Source organism: Kamptonema sp. UHCC 0994 (genome assembly GCF_029167235.1).
In the GTDB taxonomy this organism is placed as follows: Bacteria; Cyanobacteriota; Cyanobacteriia; order Cyanobacteriales; family Microcoleaceae; genus Kamptonema.
On record NZ_JARFTR010000179.1, the window covers coordinates 1 to 12,396 of the forward strand.

Here is a 12,396-nt window from a genome sequence, read left to right on the forward strand (position 1 = left end):
GGGGCAGAAGGGGGGGGGGACGGGGGTGCAAAAGAGAGATTTCCGTCTTCCATTTCCCCTGCTCCCCCGCTCCCCTGCCCCTCTGCTCCCCATCTCCCCATCTCCCCATCTCCCCCGCTCCCCTGCCCCTCTGCTCCCCCGCTCAAGAGCTCAAGAGCTCCCCAAATCTCCTGATAGAGACGGTGTAAAATATCCTGCTCTACAACTTCCAGTAGACAGCACTCGTAAGGGTTTGCTGGGTGTTGGAATAGCGATCTTGTTAGTTGTACCCGCGTATCCCGGATTAGTTCAGATCGATCGGGGTATTGCTGCATTAATTGATTCCAGTCTCCAGGTTGCACGCAAACCGTGAGGCGATCGCGAGTCCACCCTTCTAAGTCGTCAGCACCATCAATCACTGTAGGAATGCCGTTTGGTAAGCGTTCTTGGGCCCTTAAACGATCTCCTAACCAAGACTTCGGCTCTATCAATAGTAGCCCGTCAAAATCTGGAGAACAGGGGTAGGTATGGATCGGTTTGTGGGTTTGAAGCCATTGTTGCAACCGAGGAATTTCTACCCTCAGTAAATGTTGTTGTAGAGATGCCGATGCTACTAATACAGCCGATTGCGGCCACATTAACAGGGGCATCAAATAGCTGACTCGATACCGTTGATAGCGATCGCTTGGGGAGAAGCCTGTTTGTATCAAAGCGCTGCGATCTAGTCGCAATGCTCGTGCTACTAAGCGCCCCATTGTCAAATGATGGGGCCAGTGAGGCTCGGAGTGCGATCGCAGGAAACACAAGAGCGAATTATGGACTTCTACCTCATTCATATAAGATAATAAAAACTCTCTATAAAATCACTAAATTTATTGCCGTTTGGCAAAGTAAATTTATTAGGATGATTGGTGACAAATCTTTTACCAAAGTTTTGGTTAAACTGCACTGTCAAAGTTTGTTCGCTAGAATTTTTGAGAATAGTTTGAGTCGGAGACTGAAAAAACTTAATTTTTGATTCGCTATTCAGGGTTGGGATATTTTTTTTCAACTCACTTACTTTACTAATTCCTTCATTCATGGCTGCACATAACTGTACTATCCGTTTTTTATCTATATTTTGTAATTGCAGATTTCTTGCCAAGAAAATCACATTTTTTTGCGTTGACACCGCATCATCAAATGGAAGAATCGCAATGCAACCCATTGGCAATAAATACTCATCACTATCTATTATAAACGTTAGAGTTGTTTTTCGGTAGCCAATTTCAATATTTGGAGGACGGCATAGCGCTGGGTAATGCTCAGCTATTTGCTGATAAATCGTTGCTAAAACACAATTAGCCTCGTGTTCTAAACCGGAATCAACAATGATTTTAACTGTAGGCGGCTTATGGTTAAAAAACTTTTTTGATTCTTCTGACGATCCAAAGCGGTAAACCTGGCTGTTATCTCCATTAGAACTAAGGTCAACCCACTCGCAAGTAACTTCTTCTGCTTTAATACCAAACCGAGGAACATCGTAAAGTTTTGCGCCGCTTAAAGTCGATCCTGATAAGTCAGCACCAACCCAATCCGCGCCGTTCAAATTTGCTAAGGTTAAATCAGCGTGAACTAAACTAGCATCGGTTAAATTAGCATTGCTAAGATTAGCTCCGTAGATATTTGCTCCGCTTAATTTTGCTTCATTGAGATCTGCTCCGTGAAGATTTGCTCCACTAAGATCGGCCCATCTAAGATTAGCTCCGCTCAAATTAGCTCCGCTTAAATTTATCTGACATAAGTTTGCTTGTCTGAGGTCTGCGCCGCTGAGATCGGCTCCAGTTAAGTCAGCTTTACTAAGGTCAGCTCCGTGTAAGTTTGCTAATTCAAAGTTGGCTCCTGTTCCCGATGCTCCTCTAAGATTTGCACCGCTGAGATTTGCTTCGCTAAAGTTAACTTCTCTAAGTTTTGCCTCTCTTAAATCAGCTCCAGTTAGGTTTGCTTTGCTAAAGTTAGCTTTACTTAGTTCTGCTCGAATTAGCTCTCCTCTAATCAGCGCTGCTCCTATTAATTGCGCTTCGCTTAAGTCCGCTCTTACTAAGTTTGCTACGTTAAGAGTAGCACCGTTTAATATTGCTCGCACGAGATGAGAACTGCTAAGTCTGGCAACATTAAGATTGGCATTACTGAGATTAACTTCGTTCAAATTTGCACCGCTAAGATTGGTGACAAATAGGCTGGCTTGGCTTAAATTTGCCTGACTTAGGTTGATCCGGCTCAAGTTGGCTTCATTGAGGTTGATTCCTATAAAATTTCTTTCTCCTTCTGTATATTTCTTGACAAGTTCATATCTTTTCAGGAGTTCCTCAGCTTCCATTATTGCTACCTTTTACACTGGTATTTACTACTTTTAGATTTTGGGTTTGGATAGCAACTACTAAGACGTTTGCGACGCTTTTTTAATTGCTAAAACTATTGTTTTAATTGCATTTCCCTGTTAAAATCTGACTTATGAATTCTGCTATAAATTGCTAATTATTGCAATCTAAAGGCTGACTATTCATTGAACTGATGAAAGCTTTTTATAAAATCAACTACCAGGCCAATGGGAGGCATCGTGAATTTTTGGGCTTTAATTGAAGGGGTAGTAAAGTTCTTGCTCAATCCTGGCAAAATCATTAAATGCCTGCCAAAATCAGGATGGTGATAAATTGTCAAACTCTGAGCGCTGGAATTTGTAAGTACCGTCTGGGTAGGAGCTTTGAAAAAGCTGGATACTCCTGGATTTTCTGGGAGAATTTGCTGAATTTTGACTTCTCCCATTTTTCTAATTGTTTGAGTTAGTGCTACGCTCAATTGCGCTACGCGATTTGAGACTCTGACTCCGAGGTTGTTGCTATTTTGGGGTTGGAGCATCCTGAGTATAGTAATGATATTTTTCTGAGTGGAGGCTGCATCGTTAAAAGGAAGTATGCCAACATAACCAGTAGAAAATAATTGTTCGTCATTTTCTATGCTAAACGATAAAATCGTTCGGCGCGGGTTTACTTCTATACTCGGTGGATGGTTCAAACCTGCGTATTGTTGCGCGATTTGGCGGTAAGTAGCGGCTAGGGCAAAGTTAGCATCGGGTTCTAAGGGTCTATCAATGATAATCTGAACTGTGGGCGGTGTGGCATTAAAAAATTTGTGAGATTCTTCGGGGGTGAATCGTTGGACTTGGCTGCGATCGCCATTGGGACTGAGGTCAACCCAATCGCAGGTGATGTCGTCTGCTTTCAGGCCAAATCTGGATACGCCATAAAGTTTTGCTCCGGTTAATGCGGCTCCTGTTAAGTCTGCTCCTACCCAATCAGCTCGAATTAAATTAGCTTGGGTTAAATCGGCGTGAACTAGAATTGCATTCAAGAGATTAGCACTGCTTAAATTTGCTCCGTATAGGTTGGCTCCGCTTAATCTCGCTTCGTCTAAGTCAGCGCCAGTTAAGTCGGCTCCGTTTAAGTCGGCCCATCTGAGGTTAGCGCCTCTCAAATCTGCGCCGCTGAGGTTGGCTTGAGAGAGGTTGGCTTGTCTGAGTTCGGCGTTGCTGAGATTGACTCCTCGGAGGTCGGCGCGGTTCAGGTCGGCTCTGTGCAAGTTAGCTCGTTCTAAGTTGGCGGAAACTAGGGATGAGCCTCGAAGGTGTGCCCCGCTGAGGTCGGCTTGCTCTAGATTTGCTTCTCTAAGGGTGGCTTCTCTTAAGTCTGCTTCGCTCAGGTTTGCGCCGCTTAAGGAGGCATTGCTCATATCGGCTCGAATTAGCTCTGCTCTGATTAGTGTGGCTTCGCTGATGTCGGCAGAGTTGAGGTCGGCTCGAATTAAGTTTGCGACGTTGAGGATCGCACCGCTGAGGTTGGCTCTGCTGAGGTTGGCTCCGCTGAGTCTGGCGACGTTGAGTTTGGCTTTCCTAAAGTTAACGTCGCTGAGGTTGGCTCCGCTCATGTTGGTGAGGCTCAAAATGGCTTCGCTGAAATTCGCACCGCTGAGGTTGACTCTGCTGAGGTTGGCCTCACACAGGAGGATGGCTGTAAAGTCTCTTTCTCCTGCGGCATATTTTTTTAGGAGCTCTTCAGCGTCCATACCTTTCTCTTTTCCTGATTAATTAGGTAGAACAATGCTTTATCATGCCAAGTTTTTGACCCGAATAGGCATGAGCGATCGCATAAATGCACAAAATTATAGATTGAGACTGACACCCTGATGGCAGTAATTTCAAGAACGGTGGAACAACCGATCCCTGATTTCTGTCCGAATCTTTATTTTAACCGATGTGGAGCATCAGAAAATTAAAAGTTAAAAATTAAAAATTAAAAATTAAAAATTTAAAGATATTGAAAAGCTAAAATTACATCAACGCAGTTAGAATTAAGTTTTAAGAAAAATCAATCTATAATTTCCATCGAATAATGCCTAATTTGTACATAATTGGCGGTGCAAACGGTTCTGGAAAAACTACGGCCGCCAGAGAAATACTACCATACTTTCTAGAAGTTTTTGAATATGTCAACGCTGATGAAATAGCTGCGGGTCTTTCTCCATTTAACTCTGAATCTGTAGCTATTCAAGCGGGAAGATTAATGTTAGAAAGACTACAAACCTTGGTCAAAGCTGAAGCTAATTTTGCTTTTGAAACGACTCTAGCTGCTCGCAATTTTGCCAGATTCTTAAGAGAATGTAAAACCAAAGGTTATATAGTCAATTTAATTTACTTTTGGTTACAAAGTCCAGAATTAGCTATTGCACGGGTACGGCGGCGGGTAGAAAGTGGCGGCCACAATATCCCTGAAGATACTATCCGCCGTCGCTACGAACGGGGACGGAAAAACTTAATAGATTTGTATTTACCTGTTTGCGATACTTGGATAGTCTATGATAATACTGGAAGTGAACCTCAATTAGTGGCGGCATCGGGTAACAATCAAGAGGCAATTATTTATGAACCCTCAATCTGGAATCAAATCACCGTCGGATAATAAACCGCAAATTGCCCTAACAGAACTCCACCAAAAAATCGATGCTGGGGTTAAAACTGCGATCGCTAAAGCAATAGAAAGACACCGGAAGTTAGGGGAATCGATTAGCATTTGGCAAGATGGAAAAGTTGTTACTTTAACGGCAGATCAAATCCCTCCCCTGAAATCAGATAATAGCTAAAGTGTCAATAGATTCACGACGAAAAATATGGACGTTGAAGAACTATATAGGCGTTACGCTGCGGGAGATAGGGATTTCCAGGGAGTTGATTTAAGTCATGCTAACTTAAACGTTGCTAAAGTGAGATACCTCGAAGACCTCCAACCAGGTCAGAATGAGTTGAGTGGTATCAATCTCAGCGGTGCAAACTTGACCAGTGCCAATCTGACTTATGTTAATCTCAGTGGTGCTAACTTGAGTAGCGCTAACCTAAAGTTTGCTGAGCTATCATGTACAGTATTGACTGGTGCCGATTTGAGAAAAGCCATTTTAGATTATGCTCAACTGGGATGCGACCTAATTGATGTTGACTTGAGAGAGGCCACCCTGTTTGGTACGGTATTGATTGGTACTAACCTGACCAGATCCAACTTGATGGGGGCAAAATTTCAAGTCATGACAGAAGAAAGTGGTATAATTTTTTGCGATACTATCATGCCGGATGGCACTATTAATAGTAAAAAGTGGCCCGAAAGAAATCGCTTCAATTATTGATTTAACACTCTTTATTAGTGCTTGGAGAGAGAATCAATTTTATTAAAATTCAATTTCATCAAAAGTAAAGAGCATGGTAGACCAAGCGCAGCACCTTCTAACCCAGTTAACGGTTAACCGTTAACCGTTAACCGTTAACAATTCACACATCCGCATTATGAAATCCTTTAATAAACTCAACCATGTCGCCAATAGGAGTTAGAGCCATTTTAGGAACTTCAGCTAACTTACTTCCCGCAGGATTAGCAGGAATATGTTTTTTAATTAATCGCTTCCCGAAGGCTGGATGATGATAAACACTAAGCCTCTGATCGCGGGAATTAATTAATACCATCTGTGTAGGAATTTGGAAAAAATTAATGCTATCTCCAATCTTAGGAAAAGAGGTTGATATTTTAATTTGGTCAACTTTGCTGATAGCTTGATTCAAGGCTTTGCTTAATTGCTGGACGTGCTTGGATTCTTTAACAGTAAGATTTCCGGCATCGTGAGCTTGAATCATTTTCATCAGAGCAATTAGATTTTTCTGGGTAATAGCAGCATCATTAAAGGGAATAATCGCCACATAAGCTGTACCAAATAATTGGTCATCGCTATCCATTTTAAAGGCAATAACTGTTCGTCTAGAGCTGACTTCTATGCTCGGCGGCTGAGCTAAACCGGGATATTGCTTAGTAATTTGATAGTAAGTTGCAGCAAGGGCAAAATGAGCGGCTTGGTCTAAGGGTGCGTCGATAATAATCCGAACTGTGGGCAAGGTTTCGTGAAAAAATTGGTCTACTCCTCCGGCTGTTAACCAGTAAATTTGGCTGTGGTCGCCATTGGGACTGAGGTCAACCCACTTGCAGGTCATACCTTCTGTTTTGATACCTAGTCGCGATACTGCGTGCAGTTTTGCTCCTGTTAAAATGGCTCCTGTTAAATCAGCTCCCACCCAATCTGCTCTAATTAAATAGGCGTTTGACAGGTCAGCGTGAACGAGGCTGGTGTTGAGCAAGTTGGCATTGCACAAGTCGGCTCTGCTGAGGTCGGCTCCACTCAATTTGGCTTCGCTGAGGTCGGCCCATCGAAGATTGCAACCGCTAAGAATTGCCCACCGCAGATTTACACCGCTGAGGTCGGCTCCGCTAAGGATAGCTTGAGTTAGGTTTGCTTGTCTGAGTTCTGCGCCTCGGAGGTCAGCATGGCTGAGGTCAGCGCGGCTGAGGTCGGCTCCTTGAAAGTTGGCTTGTACGAGGTTGGCTTCTGTTAAGGATGCTCCACTGAGGTGTGCGCCTCGGAGGTTGGCTTGGCTGAGGTCGGCTTTTCTGAGTGTGGCTTCTGTAAGGGTTGCGCCGCTGAGGTTGGCTTCGCTCAGGTTTGCGCCGCTGAGTTCGGCTCGGATCAGTTCGGCTCGGATGAGTTTGGCTCGGATCAGTATGGCTCCTTTGAGGTCAACGCGAACTAGGTAAGCTACGTTGAGGTCAGCGTCGGTTAAGTTGGCTTCGCCGAGGTGAGCACCGCTGAGTCTGGCAATATTAAGTTTGGCTCCTGTGAGGTTGGCTCCGCAGAGATTTGCGCCACTGAGGTTTGCTACACTCAGATTCGCGCCGCTAAGGTTGATGCCGCTGAGGTTGACTCCGCTGAGGTTTGCCTCATTGAGGTTGGCTTCAGGAAAGTCTCTTTCTCCGGCGGCGTATCTTTTTAGGAGTTCTTCAACTCTCATCTAAAACCTCCCGGTTGACTCCCGTTATCGCGATTGCTTGAGGGGAGAGTGCTGGGAGGAATATTCACTAAAAATATATCCCATGAATATTGGAATTGTAGGACTGGGTTTGATTGGGGGCTCGATGGCATGGGATTTGCGATCGCTTGGGTTTCAAGTTTTAGGGGTATCGACACGAGAACAAACCTGTCAGAAAGCGATCGCTAAAGGAATTGTAGATGATGCCAGCATGAGTCTGTCTTTAATGGCTACCGCTGATGTGATTTTTATTTGTACGCCAATAGGTGCGATCGCATCTACAGTAGAACAGTTAGTTCCCCACCTTTCTGCTGCTGCCATTGTAACGGATGTGGGTTCGGTAAAAGCGCCTGTGGTGCAGGCTCTCTCAGAACTTTGGCCTAATTTTGTCGGGGGACATCCGATGGCGGGAACGGCGGAAAGTGGCATTGATGCTGCTGTGCGAGATTTGTTTGTAGACAGGCCTTATGTGATTACTCCTACCGCAACTACGCCTAAGCTGGCGGTGGAGAAGGTAGAAGAGATTGCGCGATCGCTCCGAGCTCGTGTTTATCGGTGTTGTCCAGAAGACCACGACCGAGCAGTTGCTTGGATTTCTCACCTGCCTGTAATGGTCAGTGCGAGTCTAATTGCTGCTTGTACGAGTGAATTTGACCCTGATATTGTCAGGTTAGCACAACAGTTGGCGAGTTCGGGTTTCCGCGATACAAGTCGGGTGGGAGGCGGTAATCCTGAGTTAGGAGTGATGATGGCTAAGTATAATCGCAAGGAGTTATTGCGATCGATCAATTCCTACCGCGAACATCTCGACCAATTCATTAACAGCATTGAAGGTCAAGATTGGGAAGCTTTACAACAAAAACTTGAGCAAACTCAAAAAGCAAGAGGGAATTTTGAATTTTAAATTGAAACAGAATTGAGGTTGACAAACCAGAATTTTGAACTGTCACGCATTCGATTATCATTATGAACGTCGAACTTAAGTAAATCTTTCTTCCTTCTCTCCTATTTCTTTCTCAAAGCAGCTTTGCGGGCTAAACGTAGCCGGGTAGTGACTACAGTTAGGTATTTTCTTTAAGGGCTATTAGCTATTAGATTGCAATTCATCCAAACGAGCTAAAACTTCTTGAGAGTGAATTGCTGGATTGACCTTAACAAAAGTTTCCCGCAAAATACCATCTGGATCGATAATAAAGCTATGCCGCGCCGAGATAAAACTCATCCAAGAACCATAAGCTTTACTAACTTTACCATCAGTATCAGCTAACAGCGGAAACTTCAAACCTTCGGAGTCACAAAATTCAGCGTGAGACTTGACATCATCAACACTAATACCCAAAATTTCAGTATTCTTACTCCGATACTTCGGTAAATCTTGCTGAAATCTACGAGCTTCCAAAGTGCAGCCAGAGGTAAAATCTTGAGGATAAAAATAGACAACTAGCCATTTCCCCCGATAATCAGATAGAGATACCTTTCCGTCACCGCTGTTGGTGGGTAGAGTAAACTCAGGTGCAGGTTGATTCACTGCGGGAAGCTTACCGCCGAGTGCAAGTGCAGGAGGAACAAAATTCAAGCTAAGGAAGACTAGACAAATAGCAAAAAAAATGCTGAGAAAATTGCGTCTGGAGGCCATAAATTGCAAAAGAGAAATCTACTTAAAATAAGTTTACAGTTATCTGATTAAATAAGTAAAGGCAATGTTTAAATTAACCAAAGAGTAAACAAAAACATTGCTTTAGTGCCTAAAACACCTATCAAGCAAAGGAGAAATTAACAAATGGCCGAAGTACAGCCATTATCAGGCAATGCGATCGTAGTAATGATGGTCAAGAACCAACCGATTGCCATCGAAGTCAATGGGACAGATGCACCAATTACAGCAGGTAACTTTGTTGACCTAGTTGAGCGTGGTATTTATGAAGGGGTGATGTTTCACCGAGTGATCCGCGAACCAGATCCTTTCGTGGTTCAAGGCGGCGATCCTCAGAGTCGAAATACCAGCATTCCTGCGAGTCAACTAGGAACCGGAGGTTTTGTTGACCCAGACACTAACGAAGTGCGTACAATTCCCTTAGAAATTAAGCCGCAAGGGGCCGCACAACCTGTTTACAATCAAACAATTACACAACAGCCACAATTATCACATAGTCGCGGTGTAATAGCAATGGCCCGCGCTACAGCTCTTGATTCTGCTTCTTCGCAGTTTTATTTTGCTTTAGCAGATTTGCCATCTTTGAACGGTAATTATGCAGTATTTGGAACTGTGAGGCAAGGCTTAGATATAGTCGATCAAATTCAGCAGGGCGATCGCATTTCTACTGCTAAAGTCGTTCAAGGAATTATCCCCAGTCGTGTTTCGACTGTGATTAGAGATAATACTTTGTTGAATAATTTCATCAATAAAGTTAATCTGGCGAATTTGCCTTTGAGATTCTCAACATTATCTGACGGAACTGATACTGTTCAACTCACAGTGCAAGACTCTCAACAAAATACTAGCGGTATTCAAGCTGGTGCGGGCAATGATAGGGTAACTGGGTCAAGTGTTAGCGATGTTATTAATGGAAATCAAGGCAATGATACTCTTAGCGGTGAAGCTGGCGATGATTATCTCCGAGGAGGAAAAGATGATGATTCCCTCTCTGGGGGTGTTGGCAATGATATTGTCAGTGGTAATCAAGGCAATGATAGTTTAGATGGCGGTGCCGGAGATGATTTTCTGCGGGGAGGTAGAGGCAATGATGTTTTAACAGGTGGCGATGGTAATGATATTCTCATAGGAGATTTAGGCAACGATACTTTGACTGGTGGAGGTGGTGCTGATACCTTTGTGCTGATAGTAGGTCAGGGTTTAACTCTGGATACAACAACAGATAGAATTTTGGATTTCAATCCAGGTGAAGGGGATCGTATTGGGGTAACTGGCAATTTATCAAGAGTGACTTTTACTCAATCTGGTAGCGATACTTTAATTCAATTTTCAGGTGCTACTTTGGGTATTGTTCAAAATGTTGCATTGGGAATTGTTCAGAGTTCAGTTTTTGCTGTTGATGCTACTAATGTTTCTCTTCCAGATAGTTTGCCACCAGGAGATGCGGCTTTGAGAATTGGTTAACTGTTAATTGTTAACTGTTAATTGTTAACTGTTAACTGTTAACTGTTAACTGTTAACTGTTAACTGTTAACTGTTAGGAATTGTAGGGTGGGCATATAAGTAGTCGGACATATATATTGCTTGTCATTGCGAGGAACGAAGCAATCCCAAAGGCTTGTGATTGCTTCAGTTTGCTTCGTGCCTCGCAACGCTTCGCGCCTCGCAATGACATAGTTACGTTTATTTATGTCCGACTACTTATTAGTTAGCAAACGATCGAGTTTTGAGATGCGGATCGTTAATTAAATTAAAATCAAAAATTAAAAATTAAAAATTTTTATTATCAGGACTTAGGTGATTTCTTAGTAGTGTGCCAGTTTATAGGCTGGAATACAGGTTTCCCAATATTGGTGTCACAGCTCATAATAGAAATAAGCCCACCACTGCGGGCAGGCTCAGCTCATGCCAGCTTATGTATCGCTAGGCAATCGGGTCTCAAATGATGTAGACGTTAAACTTTGGAAAAAGATCCAATTTGTAGGAAAAATTTCTCACACAAAAGTTTAGCTCTAGTTATCCCACTACAGCAAGGGGCGATCGCGCATTGCGGTTGTCCTTTACTGTATACGGGAATACTCTAGCCAAACTATCAACTCAAGCTACAAACTAAAGCCTGTATAAGTCTTATTTATTTTTTTGTTGAGTCTTTGCTTGCTCAAGAGCGATTTCCTTAACAGCTTGGAAAGAACTTAAGTTCGATGAACCTTCAATTGCCTTCACTGCCAAATCTTGCACTTGTTTCAGAGCAGAATCAAGTTGTTTTGATAGATTAGCAATTCGCGTGTCTTGATTTTGAATTGTCTGAGATAAGGATTGAATTTGTAGGTCATAGTATTGTTTTTGCCCTTCCACTTCCTTACCATACAAATCAGACTTAATCTTGGCTTGATAATTACCAATATTGCGACCATTATCTTTGCCATTCTTGATATTTGTTTCCAACTCTTTCGGGAAAGCTTCAACCTTAGCTTTAACCTCAGCATAAAGTTTTTCTCGGTCGGCAATTGCCTTTTCACGGTCAGCCCATTGTTGCTCTTGTGCTTGCTGAAATTCTTCTATTTGTTTGTACAGCGCTTTCTTGTTCAAATCGTATTCTTCAATATTCAAATTCCGCGCCAAATTTAAGTCATAATGATAGGATTCTCGATCGCGCTGATGAGCTTTTTGTTGGTTATCATTCCGTTCTTTTAGTGCTCGTTTGTACTCCTCTTGTTCCTTTTCCCAAGCTTTCCGCCTGTCTAATAATTCCAATCCAACAGTTTCATGACGTTCGCTTAATTCCTCTCCAAAGGCTTTAAAACTTTGTTCGTATTGTTGGATTAAATTATCCAAAGTTTCATCTTCAACTTCTTCTAAACTGTGCAAGTCTTTCAGTTGTTGAATTTCCTCAGCTACAGTCCGTCGGAGTTCTTCAAGCTTAGAAGCTTCGGATGTCAATTTTTCGGATAATTCGCTGACAGCACCCCCAAATCCTGATTGCAGCAACATCAAACTTTCAATCGTGTACTGCAACTTTTGTTGTTGAACTTGAGTTAAAGTCATGGGTTTCACTGCCTCTAAATTTGGTATTTCTTTGACTACGTTTGGCTGTACAGGAAGTGCTGCTGGTTTTTCCTTATTAAGCTGTTTGAGTTGCGATTCTAAAGCAGCTTTCTCTTTCGCAGCTTCTTTATAAGCTTCTAAGATTTCAGCTTTGGTGTTTTTGTCATTGATGCTTTTTGTCATCGTTGTCTATCTCCTAATATTTGGGAAATGCTATATCTTAGTAAGTAAAGGCAGTTAGGACAGATATCCGTAACGCCGCCTTCTAGGCGGTGCCCTAACCGCC

The 12,396-nt window shown here is 42.9% G+C and carries 10 protein-coding genes and 1 pseudogene; 5 read left to right on the forward strand and 6 right to left on the reverse strand.

Annotated features, from left to right (window positions below; genetic code table 11):
* The 3 genes and pseudogenes from PY364_RS16725 to PY364_RS16735 form a co-directional block, all read right to left on the reverse strand.
* A pseudogene (locus PY364_RS16725) lies at nucleotides 1-815 on the reverse strand (ATP-dependent DNA helicase); the annotation flags it as partial.
* The gene (locus PY364_RS16730; protein ID WP_275524181.1) at nucleotides 812-2,338 is read right to left on the reverse strand and encodes a pentapeptide repeat-containing protein; all 1,527 of its coding nucleotides are present in this window, start codon (nucleotides 2,336-2,338) and stop codon (nucleotides 812-814) included. The pseudogene PY364_RS16725 and the gene PY364_RS16730, both read right to left, overlap by 4 nt.
* Nucleotides 2,339-2,517: 179 nt before the next feature.
* A complete protein-coding gene (locus tag PY364_RS16735; protein WP_275524183.1) occupies nucleotides 2,518-4,080 on the reverse strand; it encodes a pentapeptide repeat-containing protein in 1,563 nt (520 codons plus the stop codon).
* A gap of 326 nt (nucleotides 4,081-4,406) precedes the next feature.
* Between PY364_RS16735 and PY364_RS16740 the strand changes: the two genes are divergently transcribed.
* The 3 genes from PY364_RS16740 to PY364_RS16750 are packed head-to-tail and all read left to right on the forward strand — an operon-like array spanning nucleotide 4,407 to nucleotide 5,688.
* The gene (locus PY364_RS16740; protein ID WP_275524185.1) at nucleotides 4,407-4,973 is read left to right on the forward strand and encodes a zeta toxin family protein; all 567 of its coding nucleotides are present in this window, start codon (nucleotides 4,407-4,409) and stop codon (nucleotides 4,971-4,973) included.
* Complete coding sequence (locus PY364_RS16745; protein ID WP_275524187.1) at nucleotides 4,936-5,154, forward strand: hypothetical protein; 219 nt, start codon at nucleotides 4,936-4,938, stop codon at nucleotides 5,152-5,154. The genes PY364_RS16740 and PY364_RS16745 overlap by 38 nt, the downstream gene beginning before the upstream one ends.
* Nucleotides 5,155-5,181: 27 nt before the next feature.
* Entirely contained in the window at nucleotides 5,182-5,688 is a 507-nt protein-coding gene (locus tag PY364_RS16750; RefSeq protein ID WP_275524189.1) for a pentapeptide repeat-containing protein, read from the forward strand.
* Nucleotides 5,689-5,830: 142 nt separating this feature from the next.
* On the opposite strand, the gene PY364_RS16755 is transcribed toward PY364_RS16750, so the two are convergent.
* Nucleotides 5,831-7,393, reverse strand: a complete 1,563-nt coding sequence (locus PY364_RS16755; RefSeq protein WP_275524191.1) for a pentapeptide repeat-containing protein — start codon at nucleotides 7,391-7,393, stop codon at nucleotides 5,831-5,833.
* A gap of 37 nt (nucleotides 7,394-7,430) precedes the next feature.
* Here PY364_RS16755 and PY364_RS16760 point away from each other — a divergent pair, with 37 nt between their 5' ends.
* Nucleotides 7,431-8,315, forward strand: coding sequence for a prephenate/arogenate dehydrogenase (locus PY364_RS16760; RefSeq protein WP_275524192.1), 885 nt, complete (start codon nucleotides 7,431-7,433; stop codon nucleotides 8,313-8,315).
* 180 nt (nucleotides 8,316-8,495) lie between these two features.
* Here the strand turns inward: PY364_RS16760 and PY364_RS16765 are convergent, their stop codons facing one another.
* Nucleotides 8,496-9,047, reverse strand: a complete 552-nt coding sequence (locus PY364_RS16765) for a peroxiredoxin (RefSeq protein ID WP_275524194.1) — start codon at nucleotides 9,045-9,047, stop codon at nucleotides 8,496-8,498.
* 144 nt (nucleotides 9,048-9,191) lie between these two features.
* Here PY364_RS16765 and PY364_RS16770 point away from each other — a divergent pair, with 144 nt between their 5' ends.
* Complete coding sequence (locus PY364_RS16770) at nucleotides 9,192-10,529, forward strand: peptidylprolyl isomerase (protein WP_275524196.1); 1,338 nt, start codon at nucleotides 9,192-9,194, stop codon at nucleotides 10,527-10,529.
* A gap of 663 nt (nucleotides 10,530-11,192) precedes the next feature.
* On the opposite strand, the gene PY364_RS16775 is transcribed toward PY364_RS16770, so the two are convergent.
* Complete coding sequence (locus tag PY364_RS16775) at nucleotides 11,193-12,293, reverse strand: hypothetical protein (protein WP_275524198.1); 1,101 nt, start codon at nucleotides 12,291-12,293, stop codon at nucleotides 11,193-11,195.
* Between the last annotated feature and the right edge of the window lie 103 nt (nucleotides 12,294-12,396).